The organism is Sphingopyxis sp. PAMC25046 (genome assembly GCF_004795895.1).
Classification (GTDB): Bacteria; Pseudomonadota; Alphaproteobacteria; order Sphingomonadales; family Sphingomonadaceae; genus Sphingopyxis.
In genome coordinates this window covers 3,284,543-3,302,009 of the sequence record NZ_CP039250.1, presented here as the reverse complement: position 1 = coordinate 3,302,009, position 17,467 = coordinate 3,284,543, and the positions used below count along the sequence as shown (strand labels likewise).

Annotated in this window: 25 protein-coding genes and 1 pseudogene; 12 read left to right on the top strand and 14 right to left on the bottom strand. The window is 64.5% G+C overall.

Annotated features, from left to right (window positions below; genetic code table 11):
• Window positions 1-11: 11 nt before the first annotated feature.
• On the bottom strand, window positions 12-308 hold the full coding sequence (locus tag E5675_RS15555) for a plasmid stabilization protein (protein WP_136175328.1): 297 nt from the start codon (window positions 306-308) through the stop codon (window positions 12-14).
• 145 nt (window positions 309-453) lie between these two features.
• Here E5675_RS15555 and E5675_RS15550 point away from each other — a divergent pair, with 145 nt between their 5' ends.
• Together E5675_RS15550 and E5675_RS15545 are read left to right on the top strand one after the other, a co-directional pair.
• Window positions 454-645 (top strand): hypothetical protein, encoded by a 192-nt coding sequence (locus tag E5675_RS15550; RefSeq protein WP_136175327.1) that lies wholly within the window; start codon window positions 454-456, stop codon window positions 643-645.
• A gap of 45 nt (window positions 646-690) precedes the next feature.
• Window positions 691-915, top strand: a complete 225-nt coding sequence (locus tag E5675_RS15545; protein WP_136175326.1) for a hypothetical protein — start codon at window positions 691-693, stop codon at window positions 913-915.
• Between the two features lie 104 nt (window positions 916-1,019).
• Here the strand turns inward: E5675_RS15545 and E5675_RS15540 are convergent, their stop codons facing one another.
• Together E5675_RS15540 and E5675_RS15535 are read right to left on the bottom strand one after the other, a co-directional pair.
• A complete protein-coding gene (locus tag E5675_RS15540) occupies window positions 1,020-1,985 on the bottom strand; it encodes a cation diffusion facilitator family transporter (RefSeq protein ID WP_136175325.1) in 966 nt (321 codons plus the stop codon).
• Between the two features lie 76 nt (window positions 1,986-2,061).
• Window positions 2,062-2,724, bottom strand: coding sequence for an MgtC/SapB family protein (locus E5675_RS15535; protein ID WP_247594646.1), 663 nt, complete (start codon window positions 2,722-2,724; stop codon window positions 2,062-2,064).
• Between E5675_RS15535 and E5675_RS15530 the strand changes: the two genes are divergently transcribed.
• The 3 genes from E5675_RS15530 to E5675_RS15520 are packed head-to-tail and all read left to right on the top strand — an operon-like array spanning window position 2,635 to window position 6,017.
• Window positions 2,635-4,518: a sensor histidine kinase gene (locus E5675_RS15530; RefSeq protein WP_247594645.1), complete on the top strand. Its 1,884-nt coding sequence runs from the start codon at window positions 2,635-2,637 to the stop codon at window positions 4,516-4,518. The genes E5675_RS15535 and E5675_RS15530 overlap by 90 nt on opposite strands.
• The gene (locus E5675_RS15525; protein ID WP_136175322.1) at window positions 4,511-4,957 is read left to right on the top strand and encodes a response regulator; all 447 of its coding nucleotides are present in this window, start codon (window positions 4,511-4,513) and stop codon (window positions 4,955-4,957) included. The genes E5675_RS15530 and E5675_RS15525 overlap by 8 nt, the downstream gene beginning before the upstream one ends.
• Window positions 4,958-4,964: 7 nt before the next feature.
• The gene (locus E5675_RS15520; RefSeq protein ID WP_247594644.1) at window positions 4,965-6,017 is read left to right on the top strand and encodes a response regulator; all 1,053 of its coding nucleotides are present in this window, start codon (window positions 4,965-4,967) and stop codon (window positions 6,015-6,017) included.
• Between the two features lie 45 nt (window positions 6,018-6,062).
• Here E5675_RS15520 and E5675_RS15515 read toward each other — a convergent pair whose 3' ends face one another.
• On the bottom strand, window positions 6,063-6,599 hold the full coding sequence (locus tag E5675_RS15515) for a hypothetical protein (RefSeq protein ID WP_168707889.1): 537 nt from the start codon (window positions 6,597-6,599) through the stop codon (window positions 6,063-6,065).
• 193 nt (window positions 6,600-6,792) lie between these two features.
• On the opposite strand from E5675_RS15515, the gene E5675_RS15510 reads away from it, so the two are divergent.
• Window positions 6,793-6,966 (top strand): DUF1328 domain-containing protein, encoded by a 174-nt coding sequence (locus E5675_RS15510; protein ID WP_136175319.1) that lies wholly within the window; start codon window positions 6,793-6,795, stop codon window positions 6,964-6,966.
• Between the two features lie 213 nt (window positions 6,967-7,179).
• Here E5675_RS15510 and E5675_RS21535 read toward each other — a convergent pair whose 3' ends face one another.
• Complete coding sequence (locus E5675_RS21535; protein ID WP_168707888.1) at window positions 7,180-7,356, bottom strand: hypothetical protein; 177 nt, start codon at window positions 7,354-7,356, stop codon at window positions 7,180-7,182.
• A 198-nt stretch (window positions 7,357-7,554) separates the two neighbouring features.
• Here E5675_RS21535 and E5675_RS21530 point away from each other — a divergent pair, with 198 nt between their 5' ends.
• Window positions 7,555-7,722, top strand: coding sequence for a hypothetical protein (locus tag E5675_RS21530; RefSeq protein ID WP_168707887.1), 168 nt, complete (start codon window positions 7,555-7,557; stop codon window positions 7,720-7,722).
• Between the two features lie 237 nt (window positions 7,723-7,959).
• On the opposite strand, the gene E5675_RS15505 is transcribed toward E5675_RS21530, so the two are convergent.
• From E5675_RS15505 to E5675_RS15490, 4 genes are read right to left on the bottom strand one after another with little or no spacing between them, the layout of a single operon-like run.
• Entirely contained in the window at window positions 7,960-8,844 is an 885-nt protein-coding gene (locus E5675_RS15505; RefSeq protein WP_247594643.1) for an NAD(P)H-hydrate dehydratase, read from the bottom strand.
• Window positions 8,837-9,598, bottom strand: coding sequence for a histidine phosphatase family protein (locus E5675_RS15500; protein ID WP_136175317.1), 762 nt, complete (start codon window positions 9,596-9,598; stop codon window positions 8,837-8,839). Before E5675_RS15500 ends, E5675_RS15505 begins: the two co-directional genes overlap by 8 nt.
• A gap of 19 nt (window positions 9,599-9,617) precedes the next feature.
• Window positions 9,618-9,875, bottom strand: coding sequence for a hypothetical protein (locus tag E5675_RS15495; protein WP_136175316.1), 258 nt, complete (start codon window positions 9,873-9,875; stop codon window positions 9,618-9,620).
• 35 nt (window positions 9,876-9,910) lie between these two features.
• Window positions 9,911-10,681: a Crp/Fnr family transcriptional regulator gene (locus E5675_RS15490; RefSeq protein ID WP_168707886.1), complete on the bottom strand. Its 771-nt coding sequence runs from the start codon at window positions 10,679-10,681 to the stop codon at window positions 9,911-9,913.
• Between the two features lie 214 nt (window positions 10,682-10,895).
• Here E5675_RS15490 and E5675_RS15485 point away from each other — a divergent pair, with 214 nt between their 5' ends.
• On the top strand, window positions 10,896-11,129 hold the full coding sequence (locus tag E5675_RS15485) for a hypothetical protein (RefSeq protein ID WP_136175314.1): 234 nt from the start codon (window positions 10,896-10,898) through the stop codon (window positions 11,127-11,129).
• Here E5675_RS15485 and E5675_RS21790 read toward each other — a convergent pair.
• From E5675_RS21790 to E5675_RS21780, 3 genes and pseudogenes are all read right to left on the bottom strand, one after another.
• Window positions 11,091-11,489 (bottom strand): retropepsin-like aspartic protease, encoded by a 399-nt coding sequence (locus tag E5675_RS21790; RefSeq protein ID WP_247594642.1) that lies wholly within the window; start codon window positions 11,487-11,489, stop codon window positions 11,091-11,093. The genes E5675_RS15485 and E5675_RS21790 overlap by 39 nt on opposite strands.
• A 13-nt stretch (window positions 11,490-11,502) precedes the next feature.
• On the bottom strand, window positions 11,503-11,838 hold the full coding sequence (locus E5675_RS21785; RefSeq protein ID WP_247594641.1) for a hypothetical protein: 336 nt from the start codon (window positions 11,836-11,838) through the stop codon (window positions 11,503-11,505).
• A gap of 105 nt (window positions 11,839-11,943) precedes the next feature.
• Window positions 11,944-12,288 (bottom strand): annotated as a pseudogene (locus E5675_RS21780) (BON domain-containing protein); the annotation flags it as partial.
• Between the two features lie 624 nt (window positions 12,289-12,912).
• Between E5675_RS21780 and E5675_RS15470 the strand changes: the two are divergent.
• On the top strand, window positions 12,913-13,521 hold the full coding sequence (locus tag E5675_RS15470) for a DedA family protein (protein WP_348769806.1): 609 nt from the start codon (window positions 12,913-12,915) through the stop codon (window positions 13,519-13,521).
• Here the strand turns inward: E5675_RS15470 and E5675_RS15465 are convergent, their stop codons facing one another.
• On the bottom strand, window positions 13,522-14,859 hold the full coding sequence (locus E5675_RS15465; protein WP_136175312.1) for a sorbosone dehydrogenase family protein: 1,338 nt from the start codon (window positions 14,857-14,859) through the stop codon (window positions 13,522-13,524). It lies immediately after the preceding gene.
• Complete coding sequence (locus tag E5675_RS15460) at window positions 14,856-15,284, bottom strand: DUF2231 domain-containing protein (protein ID WP_136175311.1); 429 nt, start codon at window positions 15,282-15,284, stop codon at window positions 14,856-14,858. The genes E5675_RS15465 and E5675_RS15460 overlap by 4 nt, the downstream gene beginning before the upstream one ends.
• Window positions 15,285-15,406: 122 nt before the next feature.
• On the opposite strand from E5675_RS15460, the gene E5675_RS15455 reads away from it, so the two are divergent.
• From E5675_RS15455 to E5675_RS21775, 3 genes are read left to right on the top strand one after another with little or no spacing between them, the layout of a single operon-like run.
• Window positions 15,407-16,120 (top strand): cytochrome c oxidase assembly protein, encoded by a 714-nt coding sequence (locus E5675_RS15455; protein WP_136175310.1) that lies wholly within the window; start codon window positions 15,407-15,409, stop codon window positions 16,118-16,120.
• A complete protein-coding gene (locus E5675_RS15450; protein WP_247594640.1) occupies window positions 16,117-16,779 on the top strand; it encodes a cytochrome b in 663 nt (220 codons plus the stop codon). The genes E5675_RS15455 and E5675_RS15450 overlap by 4 nt, the downstream gene beginning before the upstream one ends.
• Window positions 16,706-17,305, top strand: coding sequence for a hypothetical protein (locus E5675_RS21775; protein WP_247594912.1), 600 nt, complete (start codon window positions 16,706-16,708; stop codon window positions 17,303-17,305). Before E5675_RS15450 ends, E5675_RS21775 begins: the two co-directional genes overlap by 74 nt.
• Window positions 17,306-17,467 lie beyond the last annotated feature (162 nt).

Here is a 17,467-nt window from a genome sequence, read left to right as displayed (position 1 = left end):
CCTCCTTGCGCTCAGTCCTTGTTCCGGCGCCGGCGCGTCTCCCAGCCCTTCTTCGCGGCGGCCGAGCGATCGGCGTGACTCTGGCTCGATCCGCCCTTGCGGCCGCCCTTGCGCGAGGACTCATGTGTATCCTTCTTGCCGCGGCCCGAGCCCGACTTGTTGCCGCCGCCCGATTCCTTGTTCACCGTGGCCCAGGCGCGGCTCTCGGCCTCTTTCTTGCTCACGCCGCGCTTTTCATAGCCTTCCTCGATATGCTCGGCCTTGCGCTTCTGCTTGTCGGTATAGCTGGACTTGTCGCCGCGGGGCATGATCCGTCTCCTTCTTTCCCGTTCGAGTAACCGGTGCGGCGCGTGAGAGTTCCGTGCCCTGGATCCCGTGCCTCGGTCCCGGTTGCCATCTGGCATGCAGCCTTTGCGCTTCCTGGCGGTTGCAAGAATGCCACCACAGGAGAAGATGATGGAATGGACTCTCATGACGATCGTCGGACCGATCCTGCTCGCGCTGGTCTTGATCTGGGCGATGTTGAACAATCGGCGTAGCCGCGCCGAAAAGGAGCGAACCGAGGAAGCGACACGGATCCGCCGCGCCGAAGAGGATGCCGCAAGCAAGGCGAGCCAGGGCAAGGCTCCCGGCGATTATGACTAGGGCCTCCTCGCGCGGCCTCGGTTCCCCGCGGGGGCGACCATGCGCGTGATGGATCGCTTTCTCGACGACACTCGCAAGCAACTCGCTTTCTTGAGCGACCTGCGCGCCGACCTCGAGGATGGAATTCTTTCGCTCGACGGCAACTCCGCCGCCGCCGCGACCGCAGCGCTCGACGGCCGGATCGCAGAATGCCGTGAGCGCATCGAGCGGCTTGGCTGTTATTCGTCCAATGCGGTGCCGCCGCCCGCCAATGAGGTCCCGAGCCGATAGGGTGGGGGGCAGGCGCTGGTCACGCTGCCGCTTGGCGGGCGATCAGTGCCCGAGACAGCTGCATTAACCCCGATCGCGGAAAATGTGGGGGTTTCCTTCCAGCCTTATCGAGTCCCGAGTGCCTGCGGCGGCGAATGTACGAGAGCATCGGCACGCTTCTCGGGGCGGATGTAGATCGAACTCAGCGACGGGATGGCCGCGCGAAGCGATGCCTCGATCTCCTCGATGAGGGTTTCGCCTTCGCCCAGGGTGAGGCTGTCGACGAAATCGGCGCTGACCGCCACGAAGATCGCCTCCGGGGCCGTATGGATCGTCCGGACATGGTTGACCCAACTGATCTCGGGTCTCGCTTCGACGATCTCCCAAATCTGCGCGGTCAGTTCGGGGTCCGCGCTTTCGCCGATGAGGAGGCCCTTTGCCTCGCGCGCCAGCAGGACCGCAACCGCAGCGAGCACCAGTCCGATAGCGATCGAAGCCGCGCCATCGATCCTTGGATCGCCAACGGCGTGGCTGGCGTAGACGCCGATGGCGGCGATGACGAGGCCGGCCAGCGCCGCGCTATCCTCGAAGAGCACGATAAATCCAGCCGGATCCTTCGAGCGGCGAACCGCCTTCCACCAGCTCTGACCGCCGCGGCGCCGATCGAACTCGCGGACCGCGATGAACCAGGACGCTCCTTCGAGGAAGAAGGCGATGCCAAGCACGACATAATTGATGGTGGGATCGCGGAGCGGCTCGGGCCGCCGGATATGCGCGACGCCCTCGTAGAGCGACACGCCCGCACCGATCGCGAATATCAGGATGGCGACGACAAAAGCCCAGAAATAAAGTTCGCGGCCATATCCGAAGGGGTGTTTGCCATCGGGCGGCTTTGCCGATTTGGCCTGTCCGTAGAGCAGAAGAACCTGGTTGCCGCTGTCGACGAGCGAGTGAACGCCTTCGGAAAGCATCGAGGACGAACCGCTGATTGCAGCGGCGATGAATTTCGCGACCGCTATGCCGAGATTCGCAAACAATGCCCCGTAAAGCACGACGTTCGTCTTGATATGCTGGACCGCGCTCCGGCTCATGCTGCGCTCGAGCATTCGGCGATGTGCGCCGCGATCGCCAGGCCGGCGCGCAATGGAGGGTGAGCGGCGACGGGCATCACGCCTGCTGGGGCCGGATGGCGAAGGCGGTGACCGCCTCGTCGGCGGTCCATTCCGATCCGAGCGCCTGCGCCCGCTCTTCGCTATAGCCATCGACGATAGCGCCGAAGCCGCGCGCATCGCCCTCCAGCCGCTGGTCCATCGTGATCGCCTTCAGTCGGTGCCGCGTCAGCATGGCTTCAAACGCCGCGAGCGTTACCGGCGCGTCGCGGCGCAGCGTCAGCTTGATATGCGCGATGCGCCGCTGCGGCGCCCAGCGTTCCGTCACCGCGACCGCGGCGAGGACGAGAAGGGTGGCGCCGCCGCCGAAAATCGCGAGTTCATAGAAACCGATGCCGAAGAGCATGCCGAGCGTCGCGGTCGTCCACAGCGAGGCGGCGGTCGTTAGGCCGCGCACGTTGAACCCCTCGCGAAAGATGACGCCGCCGCACAGAAAGCCGATGCCCGTCAAGATTCCGTGCGCCATGCGCACCGGATCGATGCGGATCACCTCGAGCGGGGCATCGTTTAGCCAGGCCATCTGGTGCACCGCAGACAGCATGAGTAGGCAGCAGGAAAGTGCGACAAGAATATGAGTCCGAAGACCAGCCGGGCTTGCGCGATATTCGCGCTCGGCGCCGATGGCGGCACCGGCAAGGATCGAGCCCGCTATGGGCCACAACAGCTCCGGGGCGATCAGATTCAACGCCCCGCCCCCCCGAAGGCGCTGCCGCGGCTTAGACTCTCCTGTCCTCTCCGTGAGAGCACCAAGATTGGCCGTGCAGCGGCGAACCCCTCATTCATATGCGGTCTTCATCCTCTTAACTTAGGTTCTTGCTCAAACGACCCGAAGTCTGAAAAGGATGCCGCTTGCGACGATGTCGCTTGCGCGGCGCGGGCCTTGCGGCCCGGCGCCGCGCTTGCCATGACCGGCACGCGGTCCGATACGGTTGGCTGCCGGGAAGAGGGGGTTATGGAATCGGCCAGAATCGGGGCGCTTGGGCGCGACGCGCGCGCCAACAGGCTGATCTTCGCGATGCTCGCTCTCGGCTTTGCTGCGCTCATCGCGGCGGCCGCCACCGCCTTTTGGGTGCAGCGCCAGAATGAGGCGGACGCCGAGCTTGTTGCGCATACGCTTTCGGTCGAGGCAAGCCTCGGCGCCTTTGCAAGCGCGATCGAGCGCATGGAGACGGCGCGGCGCGGCCAGCTGCTGACCGGCAGCGCGGCATTTGCGCGCCTCATCGACGACACCGAAGCGACCGCGCGGACGAGGCTCGCCGAACTCGAGGGGCTTGTCGCCGACAATCCCGAGCAGCGCGAGCGCGTGTCGAGGCTCCGCGTGCTGATGGACGATTATGCGGACTACCGGCAGAAGGCGCTTGCGCTGTCGGGCGCCGCCCGCAGCGAAATGATCTCGGGTTTCATGGACGATCCAGCGGTGCTTCGGATCCGAGAAATGCGGCGAATCGTCGAAACGATGGTGGCCGAGGAAGTCGGTCTCCTTCGCTCCCGCGAGGCGCAGCAGCGCGATACGCGGCGCCTGTTCGGCGCGGTGTTTGTCGCAACGGGGCTCCTCATTCTTTCGGTGGCAATAGCGACCTTGTGGCTGGTTCGCCGCAATCTTGCCGAGCTTCGTGCCTCGCGAGCCGAGCTTCGATATCTCAACGAGGGGCTCGAGCAGCTTGTCGATGCGCGCACGGGTGAACTCAAGCGGGCCAACGCCGAGATTCAGCGCTTTGCATATATCGTCAGCCACGACCTCCGCTCGCCGCTTGTCAACGTCATGGGCTTTACCGCCGAACTCGAAACGGCGCGCCAGGCGATCGCTGGCTATGTCGCGAAGAGCGACGAGAGCGGCTGGACTGCACCCGATACCACGACGCGGCTGGCAATCGAGGAAGACCTGCCCGAAGCGATCGGCTTCATCCGCTCCTCCACGCAGAAGATGGACCGGCTGATCAACGCCATCCTCAACCTGTCGCGGCAGGGGCGCCGAACACTCGCACCCGAGCCGCTCGATCTTGGCGAACTCGTCGCGGGCGTCGTCGCCAGCCTGCAGCACCGCATCGACGAAACCGGAACCGCATTACGTGTCGGCGAGCTCCCCAGGATCGTCAACGATCGTGTCGCGGTCGAGCAAATCCTTTCGAACCTCATCGAAAATGCCCTCAAATATTTGCAGCCCGGTCGGCCCGGATCGATCGAAGTGGCGGGCGGCAGCGAGCATGGCCGTGCCTGGGTTTCGGTTGCCGACAATGGCCGCGGTATCGAGCCCCGCGATCATGAGCGCATCTTCGATCTGTTTCGGCGCTCGGGCGCACAGGATCAGCCGGGCGAGGGGATCGGGCTTGCGCACGCAAGGGCGCTCGCATATCGCCTCGGCGGCTTTATCGAAGTCCGATCGGAATTGGGTGCAGGATCCACCTTCCGGTTGATCCTGCCTGTCGAATGGCAAAGCGGAGAAGAAGATGCCTGACCAGCAGCCCGTCAATATCGTGATGATCGAGGACGACGAGGGCCATGCGCGCCTCATCGAGAAAAATATTCGGCGCGCCGGCATCTCGAACACCATCCATCATTTCATGGACGGGACCTCGGCTCTCGCATTTCTTTACGATGCCGAGGACGGTCCGGTGCGCAACGGCCCGGCGCTGATCCTCCTCGACCTCAACCTCCCCGACATGAGCGGGACCGATATTCTCGCCAAGATCAAGGCCGACGACAGTCCGCTGCGTCGCACACCGGTGGTCGTGCTGACGACGACCGACGACAAGGTCGAAATCCAACGCTGCTATGACCTCGGCTGCAACGTCTATATCACCAAGCCGGTGAATTACGAGAATTTCGCCGATGCGATCCGCCAGCTCGGTCTCTTCCTGTCGGTGATCCAGGTCCCCGATCCCGATCCCGCCTGAGGCTTGCTTGCCCCACATTCTTTATATCGACGACGATGACGGCATAAGGCGCCTCGTTTCGCGTGCGCTCACCCGCAAGGGTTTCGAAGTCAGCCTGGCGGCGAACGGCCCCGAGGGCGTCGCGATGACGCAGGAAGGCTGTTTCGACCTTATCGCTGTCGACCACTATATGCCGGGGCAGGACGGACTCGCGACGCTGGAGGCGCTGCGCGCGCTGCCGGATTGCCCGCCGATCGTCTATGTCACCGGATCCGAGGAAAGCCGCATCGCGGTCGCGGCGTTAAAATCGGGCGCCGATGATTATGTGGTGAAGTCGGTGGGCGAAGATTTCTTCGACCTGCTTGCGAACAGCTTTGGGGCGGTGCTCGAGCGTGCCGAACTGCGGCGCGAGCGCGAGCGCGCCGAAGAGGAGCTTCGAGCCAGCAATGCGCGGCTCGAGGCCCTGCTGAAAGAGGTCAATCACCGGGTCGCGAACAATCTGCAGATGGTGATGTCCTTCATAGCGCTTCAGGCGAAGACCCTCGGGGACAGTGCCGCGCGCGAGACGTTGCAGAAGACGCAGGCGCGGATCGCGACGATCGCGGAGGTCAATCGCCGACTCTATACAACCGACGACGTCGAATATGTCGCGATGGACGATTATCTTTCGGGCCTCGCTTCCGATCTCGGCGCGAGCTGGTCGAATGGATCGGCACGCCGCGATATCGAGGTCGCCGCGGACCCGGTGAAGCTGTGCACGGACAAGGCGGTCGCGCTCGGCATGATTACCAATGAGTGGGTGAACAACGCCTGCAAATATGCCTATGGGGATGCCGAGAGCGGGACCATCCGCATCATTCTCCGGCAGCAGGATGATGGCCTCCTCGAGCTTGCGGTCGAGGATGACGGGGTCGGCATGCCCGCCAATGGCGCGGTCAAGGGAACGGGTCTCGGAACGCGCCTGATCGAGGCGCTTGGGCGCACGCACAAGGCGGTCCTTTCCTATGGTGCGAATGGTTCCGGCGGAGCGGGTACGCGTGCGGTGATACGGCTGCCGTTACGTGCCGGAGATCTCGCTTAGGGATCGGGTGCCCGAGAACCGGGGATCGGGGCTCGCACGCGAAAGTTAGGGCTTGGGCCGGGGAGCAAGGGCGGGTTCGGATGCCGGATGGCGCCGTACGACCAGCTCGAGGCCGTTGCTTTGCGGCGGCTCATGATCGCCGCCTGCGAGGCTGATCCGCGCCTTAACTATACCGCGCTCTTCCAGAAACCGGCCGAGCTGCTCCGCGCGGCGCGCAGCAAGACCGCCGGTTTCGTCGGCGCGCAGTTCGATCCGCGTGTCGGGCGCCGCCTTCAGAATGTCGGCGAACCGCGCCGTGCGGCCCAGGGCTGCCGGCGAAAGCGCGGTGCGATCCGGACTGAACATCGCGTCCGAAAGAGCGACGACAGTTTCTTCACCCTCGCGCCTGCCGATCCATTCGGCAAGAGCGCGCTCGGGACTGCCGCTGCGCGCGATCATGGTCGCACCGTCGGGGAGAATGATGAGATCGGTGGTCGGGCCGACCGGCTCGGGCTCGGGCGGCGGCGTCTTGCAAGACTGGAGCGACAGGGTCGCCGCGGCGGCTGCGAGGATGGTCATGAGGAAAAGAAGGAAGCGCGCCATTGGGACTCCGGTCGGCGAGGCCCCCGTTCGACAACGTGCAAGAAGGGAACGCGTTGCCTCGAACAGGGCGGGAACTTTGTCCGGACACTGGCGTTGGAAGCTCATCCTCGCAGGATGATGCTACGGCCGACGAGGCCGGGGCCCGGGACGGCGTTCCGGCGAGCGGAAACTTGCGCTTGAAAGGGAGAATGACATGTTCCGCTACGCTATCATTTTTGCGGTCATCGCGCTCGTTGCAGCGCTTCTGGGCTTTGGCGGCATCGCCGGCTTGTCGGCAGATTTTGCGAAAATCCTTCTCGTGATCGCCGCAGTGCTGTTCGTCGTCGGTTTCCTCTTTGGGCGCGGCGGGCGCCGCACCCTGCCCTAGTCCAGGGACGAAGGTTTCAGGATGGCCGGCCTCCCGGCGATCCTTGAGCGGGGTGCCGGCCTCGCCCCCCCTCTGATGTCGGCACCCCTACCCAAGTGCGGCCCTCGGCCGCTTTTTTTTTGTCTGCGCGCCGGGGTGAAGCGCAACAAAAAAGGCCCGCCGGAGCGGGCCCAGGATCGGGGTGCCTGGCGGCGCCCCGGAGGGGTAGGGTGGTCAGTTCTCGGTGCCGGGGGTGGTGGTCTTCGGCGGCTTGCCGTCTTCGATCCGGCCCTCGTTGCGAAGATCGCGGCCTTCTTGGGCCTTACGGCGGCTTTCGGGGGAGTCGCCATTTTCATAGGCTTCTTCCTTCACATAGCCGGCCGCTTCCTTGGCTTCGCCTTTGATGCTCATTTCTTCCTCCATTGACATGGCATGAAAGCAACCGGTCGTTGGGCCGGGAGTTCCACGCCATTGCCTTGCGCGGGAGCAATTTTCGCAAAGTGCACAACATGGATTAAGTGGGTGCTTTTTTGGCGGAACAAAGCGCCGTGACGCTGCGTCTCGAGATCGCTTGCCCCCCAGCAAGTTTCATCATGAGAGGATGTAGAAATGGCTCAGAACCAGCAAGGCAGCCAACCCAATCAAAACCCTGGCCAGGCACCGGGTCAGGACCGCCAGCAGGAACAACAGGACGGCCAGCGCCGCCAGCCCGGCCGGGACCAAGGCGACCGCCAGCAGGCCGACCGCGAAGACGGCGACGACCGTCAGAACCGCTGAACAAAAGCCGCGTTTCCTCGCGCGCTTTTGGCCGGACCGTGGCATCGCCGCGGTCCGGTTTTTGCCAAGGGCGCGACTTAACAAAGGTTGTGTCGGGTCGGTCGGTGCCGGTGTAGCAAAGGCGCGGGCAATCGTTCGTACGCGACCCACGGGCGAGTGTCAGGGGGACTCTTGCTCGCGGCTCCCGCCCGCAGAGGCCCGAAAGGCTCCGCCCCACCAGGCGGAGCCTTTCGTTTGTCATGAGGCCCCGCGCATGAGGCCCGGAACGAGCGGCGATAATTCGCGCGCGAAATAGCCGATCGGTCCCATCGTCTCGGAAAGGCGGCGGCCCGCTTCGCCATGTAGCCAGATGCCCCACGCCGACGCTTCGAGCGGGTCAAGGCCCCGCGCGCCGAGGCCGGCGATCAGACCGGCGAGAACATCTCCCGAACCGCTGACCGCGAGCCCAAGACCGCCGCCGGCATAGGCAAGGCAAGTATCGCCCGCGATGAGATGGCTGGTCGACCCCTTCACCATCACCGCGCAGTCGAAGGTCGAGGCGGCCTGTTCGAGCGCCGCCAATGGATCGGCCGCAACCGCCGCGCGCTCGATATCGAGCATGGCGGCAAGCTCGCCCTCATGGGGGGTGAGAACCACATGCGCGCCGCGCGACTTGATTGCATCGACATGATCGGCGGCGGCGCGGAGGGCGAACGCATCGAGGAGGAGGAAGATGTCGCGCGGTAGCTGCGGGAGAAGATCGGCGAGAAGCGTGCGCACGCCCGCTTCGTCGATCATAGCGGGTCCGAAGACGATCGCGTCGTGACCTGCCATTTCCGCGACGATGAGCGCGGCGCTGTCTGGTGAGATCTCGCCGGTCTCCGTTTCGGGGAGCTCGACGACGGCACAGGCCGGGATGGCGACGCCGACCGGAATTGCTGCCGAGGCGATGGTCGCGATCGTCACTTTTCCGGCGCCCGCGCGGAAGGCGGCTTCGGCGGTGAGCAGCATGCCGCCGGGCACGCGCCGCGAACCGCCGACGATCAGAAGACGGCCGCGGCCGTTCTTGTCGATATTGTCGTGATGGTCGGGGAGCGGGTTCGCCTTCAGCCAGGCGGAATCGAGCGCGGCGGGCTCAGCCACGCGCGGCGACCATCGCATCGGGCTCGTCCGTCACGGGGATCTCGCCCGCCATCGGCGCGGTCACATTATAGCGCGCAAGGACGAGGTTGCCGTCGCGGCCCCCGTCGGGATCGAAGCGATATTCGGTGATCGCGCAATTGGCGACATCGCCTTGCCGGTCGATCGCGAGGATTTCTTTCTCGCCCAGATTTTCGATGATGGTGCGCAGGCACAGCACGACGACCTGATGCGCGACGATCATCACGCGGCGGCCGCCATAATGGAGCGACACGGTGTCGAGCAGCGAGCGCAGGCGCAGGATCACGTCACACCAGCTCTCGCCGCCCGGTGGGCGGTGATAGAATTTGCCGAGCAGCGCGCGATATCGAGCCTGCTCGGGCTGCGACGCTTCGATGCCTGCCCGCGTCAGCCCGTCGAGGATCCCGAACTCCTTTTCGCGCAAACGCTCGTCGACGCAGATTTTCTCTTCCGGCGCGCATCCGCCGGCTCCCCGAAAGATTTCGGCGGTCTGCAACGCGCGCAAATAGGGGGAGGCGAGCATGACTTCGGGACGCCCGTCCTCCTCGCCGCTCGCGAACCACTCGCCGAGCGCTCTCGACTGCTCTTCTCCGAGCTTCGACAACGGCACATCGACATCGCGGTGGTCGAGCCCGATGCGGAGATCGCCAGCGGCATCGGCTGCATCGCGCGCTACATTGCCGGCGCTTTGGCCATGGCGCACGATCCATAGGATGGAAGGCCAGCGAGGCGTCATCGGCTGCGCCCCAACCTCATTAGCCGGGGCCCCCTTGTTGGGGCTGCCATCCGGCATCGACCGCCAGCATGACGATCGCGAAGCGAAGCTTCCGCTCCTCGTCGGTGACATTGATCCTCAAATTCTGATCCGTGAGCAACAGCGCGGGGTCGTCCTGGATGAGACCGCCGCCATAGCGAATGGCCTCAAGCCGGGCAGCATCGTCGTCGGGCAGCTCATGGCCCTGCTCGTCGATTTCCTCGGTGCCATCGCAGAGATGGAAGAAGTAGCGCGGCATCGCGGCTGGTCTCCTCTTCGCTGTTCGCGTCTCTGCTAAACCGCCGAGACGCTGTTTCGATGCAGATAAAGGTCCGAAAAATCGGCCATTTTCTCGAGCGTCGCAAGCTCGCCGATCGTGAGGCGCCGCGAGATGCGCCGGACCGCGCCGGCTTGCTCGAGAATCTTGATCGTCCGATTGATATGAACCGGCGTGAGGCCCAGAAGATCGGCAAGCTGCTCCTGGGTCAGCGGGACTTCGAGCCCGCCGATATCCTCGCCCGAGATTTGCCGGACGCGACAGAATATTTCGCAGAGCAGGTGCGCGAGCCGGGCGAGCGCGTTGCGGCGGCCGATATTGAGCAACCATTCGCGGCCGATCGAAGCCTCGATCAAGATGTCGACGATCACCGCGCGGGCGAGATTGGGGCGCGCGGCGACCAGCCTCTCGAAATCCTTGATCGCGAACATCGCGACTTCGACCTGACTGAGCGCTTGCAGGTTATGATCGGCGGTCTCGACGTAGAGCGACTGGAAATCGAGCGCATCGCCGGGGATTTTGAGCGCGACAATCTGCCGGCCGCCATCGGCAGAGGTCTTCTGCCGATACGCATAGCCTTGGAGAAGAACCGGACAAATCTTGGCTTTGTCGCCTTCGCGCAGGATATGGTCATTGGGATCGAAGCGGCGAAATTGGAAGGGAAGCGACCGAAGGGCCTCCTGGTCGTCCGCCGAGAGCCGGCTGTGACTGAGTAGCTTGCGGATGAAGATACCGAGCGGATCGTCCCGCGTCATGACGGGGTCGTCACCCATCCAGCGCACCGACATGGGCATCGTCTCTGCCAAATCCATTCCAGAAAATTGGGTGACGCATGCGCTCAGAACATCGAAAGGCGACGATGGGTTCCGCATCCGGACATGGGATCATGCCGCCTAGCCTTATGGCGTGTCGCAGAGGCGATTGATCCAACATGGGTTAAGTCGAGATTTTACCCTCTGTTGTACAAGTAGCGGGCCATTTCGGCAGCGGGGAGAGTGGGTCGTGATCTCCGAAGATGTCTGGGCGGCGATGCTCGAGGCCGAGGACAGCAGGGGCGAGGGCGCCGAGGATTTCGCGGTAGCCCATGCTGCAGCAGCGCGCGCTATCGGCGATATGGAGCAGGCGATCATTTGGGATCAGGCAGCCGCGGAACTCCATATTCTCCATCGTATAAACCGGAAATGGGCGCGTCCGCGGTCAACACCCTTCGGTGGTAATCCGGGGGCCAGCGCCTGACCGTCGAATTTGGCCCCGACAGGGGTGGAATTCTGCGGTTGGCTCGTCTCGCGTTGACCGCGATACTTCGCCGCTACACGGCGGAGCTGTTCTTCTCAGGTAAGAGGATGAGCGTGCGATCTTCGACGCGCCCGGACTTGAGGCTCGACAGGAAATTATTCCCCAGCGGTCGGTATCGCCGCTCGCCGGCGAGATCGCCGCTTTGAAGTTTTTCGCATGCATCGGCCCGATGGCCCTGTGTTCGATCGTGCCCGAATCGGCGCGGACGGTGCCGTTCGCGGTTTTCATAAGAATCGGGACAAGGGTCGGGTCGGGTTCGATAGCTGCGCGCCGCGCGGTGCTCGCCGAGAGCGCAGTCACGCTGGCTCCGCTGTCACCAGCATGCGGATCTTCGTGGCCCCGGTCGTGGCATCGACCCAGAAATGCCCGTCGCGGCCATCGGGATGCGTAATTCTTCGCCGCTGACTTGCTGGCGCTCGATGTCGAGCGCGGCAGTGACCCGGGAGAGGCCGGGGTCCAAGGGAGCCTGCTGGAGGACAAGGAAGATCGCGAAAGCGAGAATGGCGAAGGAGAAGAGCGCGCGCAGTGCGCGGCCGACGTAGGGAATGTTGAACAACAGGATGAGGATGGGCGCGCCGCCCATGTCATATAGGGCGAGCGCGTCCCAGGAAAGGTTCGTGGTAACCGGCATCGCGATGATCTCGGCCAAGGAAGCGTGTCGCGAAGCTGAACAGCTGGCAAAAGGGCCGCGCACGTCGGCGCGACCCAATCTTGCTCATTTGGTTCAGCTGAGTTTCGGACTTACAACGCCGGTCGAATAGCGCAGATTATTTTGCACATGCTTGACCCCGGTGACGTCGTCGGCGAGGTCCTCGGCGCGCCGTTTCGACCGACGATCCTCGACGGTTCCCGCCAGCGTGACTTCGCCGTCGGCGACGCTCACCTCGATCTCCGAAGCGTCGATCCAGACATCCTCGGTGAGCCGGTCGTTGACATCCTCGCGGATCCGCTCGTCGGAACGAATATAGCCTTTCGGGCCGCGCCCGCGATGGTCGAGCTCGCGGCGACGGCGCGCATCACGGTCTCCAAACCAGGAGAGCAACTCGTCTCCGGCGCGGTCGAGAAATCCGCGCTCGTCGGGATCGTAATCGGGACGGCGCGATTGCGGATAATTTCCGTAAGGCGAGTACCCACCCGACGGCGGGTAGCCGAACTCGCTGGGCCAATAGCCGCCTCCGCCTGGACGCCGCTCGCCCCGCGCCTCGGCCGCCGCGTCGTAATAATCTTCTCTCCGGGACGTGCGTTCATAGCGCGGCCAGTCCGAGCGCTCGATGCTGCGGACCGGGCGGCGGTAGTCGCCGGCGCGCTCGTCCTCCCAATTGTCGCGGCGATAGCCCTGCTCGCGATAGGGACGGCGCGGGCGGCGCTGCTCGCGCCCGTCTTCCTCGATCGCCACATAAGCGCGCGAGGCGTCCTCGGCGCGGCTGCGATTGTAGCCTCGAGGCGAGGCGCCGGTGTCGGGGCTGCTGTTGTCGCTATAGTCCCAGAGCGGGGTGCGGTCTTCGAACCTGTCCATGATCCATCTCCTATAGTTGAAGTGGCGGGCAGGTTGCCGGGGAGTTTCAGCAACCCCCCGTCCCACCCAACCGACGCATGGCATCGGGGCAAGTTCCCCCGCCGCCGCGGTATGTCGCGGTCCGGCAACAAGGCATCGGCCGGGCGCGTTGGAACGGCGAACGCCGCGGATGGTTCTTTCGTCGATGGCGTAGGTGCATGGAGGAAGATGATGACCGACTGGGTGACCGATCTTGTCGAACAGATGGGCTATCTCGGCATCATCTTTCTGATGTTCCTCGAAAATCTCTTTCCACCGATCCCGTCGGAGGTGATCATGCCGCTCGCCGGCTTCGGGGCGGCCGATGGCAAATATCATATCGCGCTCGTGGTGCTGGCGGGTCTCGCGGGCACCATGCTCGGGGCGCTTTTCTGGTACGGCATCGCGCGCAGTATCGGCGACAAGCGCCTCCGCCGCTGGGCCGACCGGCACGGGCGCTGGATCACCCTCAGCGGGCGCGATATCGAGAAACTCGAAAAATGGTTCTGTCGTCATGGCACCTGGGCGGTGCCGCTTGCACATCTGATACCGGGGCTGCGCACCCTGATATCGATCCCGGCAGGTGTTTTCGCCATGCCGCTTCCCCGCTTCCTCTTTCTCACTGCGATCGGCGCCGGGATATGGACCGGCGCTCTCGCTGCAGCCGGCTATCTGCTCGGTGCGCGCTTCGAGGGTGTGGAAAAATATATGGGGCCCGTCAGCACCGCGATCATTGGCGCCCTGGTGCTCGTCTATGTCTGGCGCGTGATACGGTTCGAACCCGAACAGGCGGCCTGATCAGTCGATGATCTCGTCGCTCGCCAACGGCGAGCGCAGTGTAAGCGGGCGCGGGCCGGTGACCCGCCAGACGGTGTTCGAGAGATCGTCGGCGATCCAGAGCGCGCTGCGCGCGGGGTCGAAGGTTACGCCGACGGGACGACCACGCGCTTTTCCGTCCTTGATGAAACCGGTCACGAAATCGCGCGGCTTTCCCGAGGGGCGCCCGTCCGCGAAGGGGACGAAGCTGACCTTGTATCCCGCGAGCGTCTGGCGGTTCCAGCTGCCATGCTCGCCGACAAAGGCGCCTCGCTCATAGCCTGGGAACCCCTCTCCCGTTGCAAAGCTCAGCCCGAGCGGGGCGACGTGCGAGCCGAGCGCATAATCGGGCGCGATCGCGGTCTTGACGAGGTCGGGTTTTTGCGGGCGGACGCGCGGGTCGATATTCTTGCCCCAATAGCTGTAGGGCCAGCCGTAGAAGGAGCCCTCGCGCACCGAGGTCAGATAGTCGGGGACGAGTTCGGCGCCGAGTTCGTCGCGTTCGTTGACCACGGCCCAGAGCTGATTGCTCGCCGGCTCGAAGGCGAGGGCGGTCGGATTGCGGATGCCCGAAACATAGACGCGGCTTGCGCCCGAGGCGGCATCGACTTCCCAGATCACCGCGCGGTTTTCTTCGACACTCATCCCGCGTTCGCCGACATTGCTGTTGGAACCGATGCCGACATAGAGCTTCGTCCCGTCGGGACTGGCGGCGAGCGACTTGGTCCAGTGGTGATTGACCGCGGACGGCAGCTTGGTCACCTCTTCGCCCTTGCCGGCGATGCTGGTGACCCCCTCGCGATACGGGAAGCGCAGCAAGGCGCCCTGATTGGCGACGTAAAGACTGTTGCCGACAAGCGCGAGGCCATAGGGCGCGTCGAGGTCCTTGATAAAGGTGGTGCGAAGCTCGGGATTGCCGTCATTGTTCGCATCGCGGAGAAGGGTGATCCGGTCGCCACCCTTCACGCTGCTCTTGCCGAGGCTCTTGATATAGCCCGCGATGACATCCTTGGGCCGCAGCTTCGGTGCATGCCCGCCCGATCCTTCGGCGACGAGAATGTCGCCGTTGGGCAGAACGAGGATCTGGCGCGGAATCTCGAGATCGGCCGCGACCGGCGTGATCGTGAAGCCCGCCGGAACGGTCGGTCGTTCGCCATCCCATCCTTGCGGCCGCGCGATCTTCATTGGCGGGACGAGCGTTTCGTCGAGTGCCGGGAGCTTCGGGTTGGCCCCTGTCTGGTCGAGTTTTTCGCCGCCGCTGCCGCAAGCCGCGAGGCTGACGAGGGCGAGCGATGTGGCAAGGATCGAGGCGCGGCTCATGCAGCATTCCTCCCGCGGCTGTACGCAATGCAGCCTGCTGCGAGCGCGGCGATGGTCGAGACGATCGACAGGAGAAGGCCGGTCGTGCCGACCGAGCTCCAGGCATCCTGGCTGTGTTTGAAGGCATTGACGAGACCCGCGACCCACATGGTCAGGACGAGCAGGAGATAGGCGAGAAAACGTGCCCGGTAGAGGGTACGGCGCCGACGGATGAAGGCGATCGTGGCCCAGAGCAGAACCGGCGCTCCGACGACGAGCGCGCCGGTGATCGCCCACGCCGAGAAATTGCTCCACTGCATCTCGGCGGTGTTCAAATAGGTGATGTCGAGAAGCAGGGCCGAGCTGAACAGCGCGACCGGGAAGGCGAGCAGCAAGCCATGCAGTGGATGAATGCGGCTGTCGCTGCGATCGGGGTGGGTCGCCAAAAATCGTCTCCGGCCTGTTGCAGCCCCCTCTGGAACAATGCGCTTCGGCGCAATTGGTTTCGCGGAGCGCGGAACCCTGATCGAGGCGGGCACGTTGGAATTTCCGGAAAGGGCGCACGTCGGTGCAAAAATGGTTACCCTATTGCGGCGCTGCGCCGGCGCCGGCCGAATGGCTGGCGCGCTGGAACTTCGATCCGCTGCTTTTGTCGGTGTTGCTCTTCGTCGGGCTCTGGGCCGGCCGGCGAACAGATGCCGCAACGACCTTTTGGGCGGGAATGGGAGTGCTGCTTCTCCTTTTCGTTTCACCGCTCTGTGCGCTGTCGTCCGCGCTCTTCTCGGTTCGCGTCGCTCATCATGTCGCGCTGACCGCGATGGCCGCGCCGCTGCTGGCCTCTGGCTGGCGAGGGCTTCCGGCGCCTGATCGCCCCGCCATATGGGCAGCGCTTCATATTCTCCTGTTCTGGTTCTGGCACGCGCCCGCACCTTATGCCTCGGCGCTGGCGAACGATGGCCTTTATTGGGCGATGCAGCTCAGCTTGCTGGCGAGCGCCTTTCTCTTCTGGAGCAGCCTGCGAGCGGCCACGGCGCCGATGGCGATCGGTCTGCTTCTTGTCATGATGGTGCAAATGGGGCTGCTCGGCGCGCTTATCACATTCGCATCCTTCCCGCTCTACCCACCGCACTATGTCTCGACCCAAGCCTGGGGCCTGGCACCGATCGAGGACCAGCAACTCGCCGGGCTGATCATGTGGGCGCCCGCGGCGCTCTTCTATCTCGCCGCGGCGCTCTGGAGAGCATGGGGACTGCTCGCGCCTGCGACAGCGCGGGCGCGATGATCGAGCGCCTCCAGGCCTGGGCCGCGCGCTATGCCGACGATCGCCGCTACTCGCCGGTCGGACAGATATTTCATTGGGTGATGGCGAGCCTGATCCTGTTCCAGCTCGGATGGGGCTGGTACATGAGCCGCATCCCCGCAGGCGGGGAAAAGCTCGACGCCTTCCGCACCCATGCCGAACTCGGCCTCCTCATGTTCGTTCTCGCGGTCCTGCGCGGTACATGGCGGCTGTTCATTCCGGGGCCGATCAACGATGCCGACCGTCTTGGCTGGCAGACCGCCGCCGCCTATGTGACGCATATCCTGTTCTATATCTGCTTCTTCCTGCTGCCGCTGAGCGGCTGGGCGATGTGGTCGACGGTAAAGGGCGAGGAACTGCGCGTCGCGGGGCTCATTCCTTGGCCCTATATGCCGTTCGAGACACTGGCGCCCCGGGTTCAGTGGTGGATCCTCGACTGGGCGGAGGGTATTCACGCCCTGATGATCATCTTGCTGGTTGCGCTGATCCCGGCGCATGTGGGGGCGGCGCTGAAGCATCATTTCTGGGATCGGCACGACGTGCTTCGCGGAATGTTGCCTGACCTTGATGGCGGCCCGCCCCGAGGCCCGAGGCATAGATCGAAACCGCGCGCGCCTCGCGCGCCGAAAGCCGCCGGCTGATTTCGCGCATCTCGCCAAGCGGGTCGTTTTTGCGCTTTGCCGTCCGCCAGGCGATGAGCTGCGCTTCGAGGTAATGAGCTGGTTGTCCAGCGAGCGGGGGATTGGCGGCATCGCCTTCGCCTCGGCCGCCATGGCAACTCGCGCAGGATGGAAGACCGCGAGCCGCGTCGCCCTCGCGATAGAGGCGCCCGCCCGCCGCATCGGCCGCTCGCGCCGGCGCCAGGGGGGAAGGAAGCGCGGCATAATAGTTTGCCACTCGCGACCGGTCGCCATCGCTCAGCTTCAGTGCAATTGTCCGCATGGCCGCGTGATCCCGCCGCCCATTCGCATAATCGTCGAGTTGTCGGTGAAGATAGCCCGCGTCCAGTCCGGCGAGGCGCGGGCTGTTCTTGCCGTCACCTTCCCCCGCAAGGCCATGGCAGGTGAAACAGGCTGCCGCTGCGCCGCCGTCGCCGCCGCTGAACGCGACCGTCTCGCCGTTGGCGCGGAAGCGATCGCGGTAGGGAGGCGCGTCGCATCCCATTAGCGAGACCAAAAGCAGAAGGGAGGCGGCGCGCACATCTGGGGAACCAATTTCGCCGCGAGGTGGTTCCCTTGTCGTGCCTTGGGCGATTGAAAGCTGGATTCAGAAAGGGGGCGCGGCGGTCGTGACTTTACTATCGCTCGCGGCCTGCGACGCCGCACCCAT

Coding starts and splice junctions, on each gene's coding strand:
- E5675_RS15500 (WP_136175317.1), bottom strand. CDS start 9,598: ATGACGCCTCGCTGGCCTTCCATCCTATGGATCGTGCGCCATGGCCAA.
- E5675_RS21775 (WP_247594912.1), top strand. CDS start 16,706: ATGGCGGCCCGCCCCGAGGCCCGAGGCATAGATCGAAACCGCGCGCGC.
- E5675_RS15555 (WP_136175328.1), bottom strand. CDS start 308: ATGCCCCGCGGCGACAAGTCCAGCTATACCGACAAGCAGAAGCGCAAG.
- E5675_RS15550 (WP_136175327.1), top strand. CDS start 454: ATGATGGAATGGACTCTCATGACGATCGTCGGACCGATCCTGCTCGCG.
- E5675_RS21535 (WP_168707888.1), bottom strand. CDS start 7,356: ATGAGCATCAAAGGCGAAGCCAAGGAAGCGGCCGGCTATGTGAAGGAA.
- E5675_RS15495 (WP_136175316.1), bottom strand. CDS start 9,875: ATGCCGCGCTACTTCTTCCATCTCTGCGATGGCACCGAGGAAATCGAC.
- E5675_RS15540 (WP_136175325.1), bottom strand. CDS start 1,985: ATGAGCCGGAGCGCGGTCCAGCATATCAAGACGAACGTCGTGCTTTAC.
- E5675_RS15470 (WP_348769806.1), top strand. CDS start 12,913: ATGATGACCGACTGGGTGACCGATCTTGTCGAACAGATGGGCTATCTC.
- E5675_RS15515 (WP_168707889.1), bottom strand. CDS start 6,599: ATGGCGCGCTTCCTTCTTTTCCTCATGACCATCCTCGCAGCCGCCGCG.
- E5675_RS15450 (WP_247594640.1), top strand. CDS start 16,117: ATGATCGAGCGCCTCCAGGCCTGGGCCGCGCGCTATGCCGACGATCGC.
- E5675_RS15490 (WP_168707886.1), bottom strand. CDS start 10,681: ATGTCGGTGCGCTGGATGGGTGACGACCCCGTCATGACGCGGGACGAT.
- E5675_RS21530 (WP_168707887.1), top strand. CDS start 7,555: ATGGCTCAGAACCAGCAAGGCAGCCAACCCAATCAAAACCCTGGCCAG.
- E5675_RS15530 (WP_247594645.1), top strand. CDS start 2,635: ATGAGTCCGAAGACCAGCCGGGCTTGCGCGATATTCGCGCTCGGCGCC.
- E5675_RS15510 (WP_136175319.1), top strand. CDS start 6,793: ATGTTCCGCTACGCTATCATTTTTGCGGTCATCGCGCTCGTTGCAGCG.
- E5675_RS15525 (WP_136175322.1), top strand. CDS start 4,511: ATGCCTGACCAGCAGCCCGTCAATATCGTGATGATCGAGGACGACGAG.
- E5675_RS15465 (WP_136175312.1), bottom strand. CDS start 14,859: ATGAGCCGCGCCTCGATCCTTGCCACATCGCTCGCCCTCGTCAGCCTC.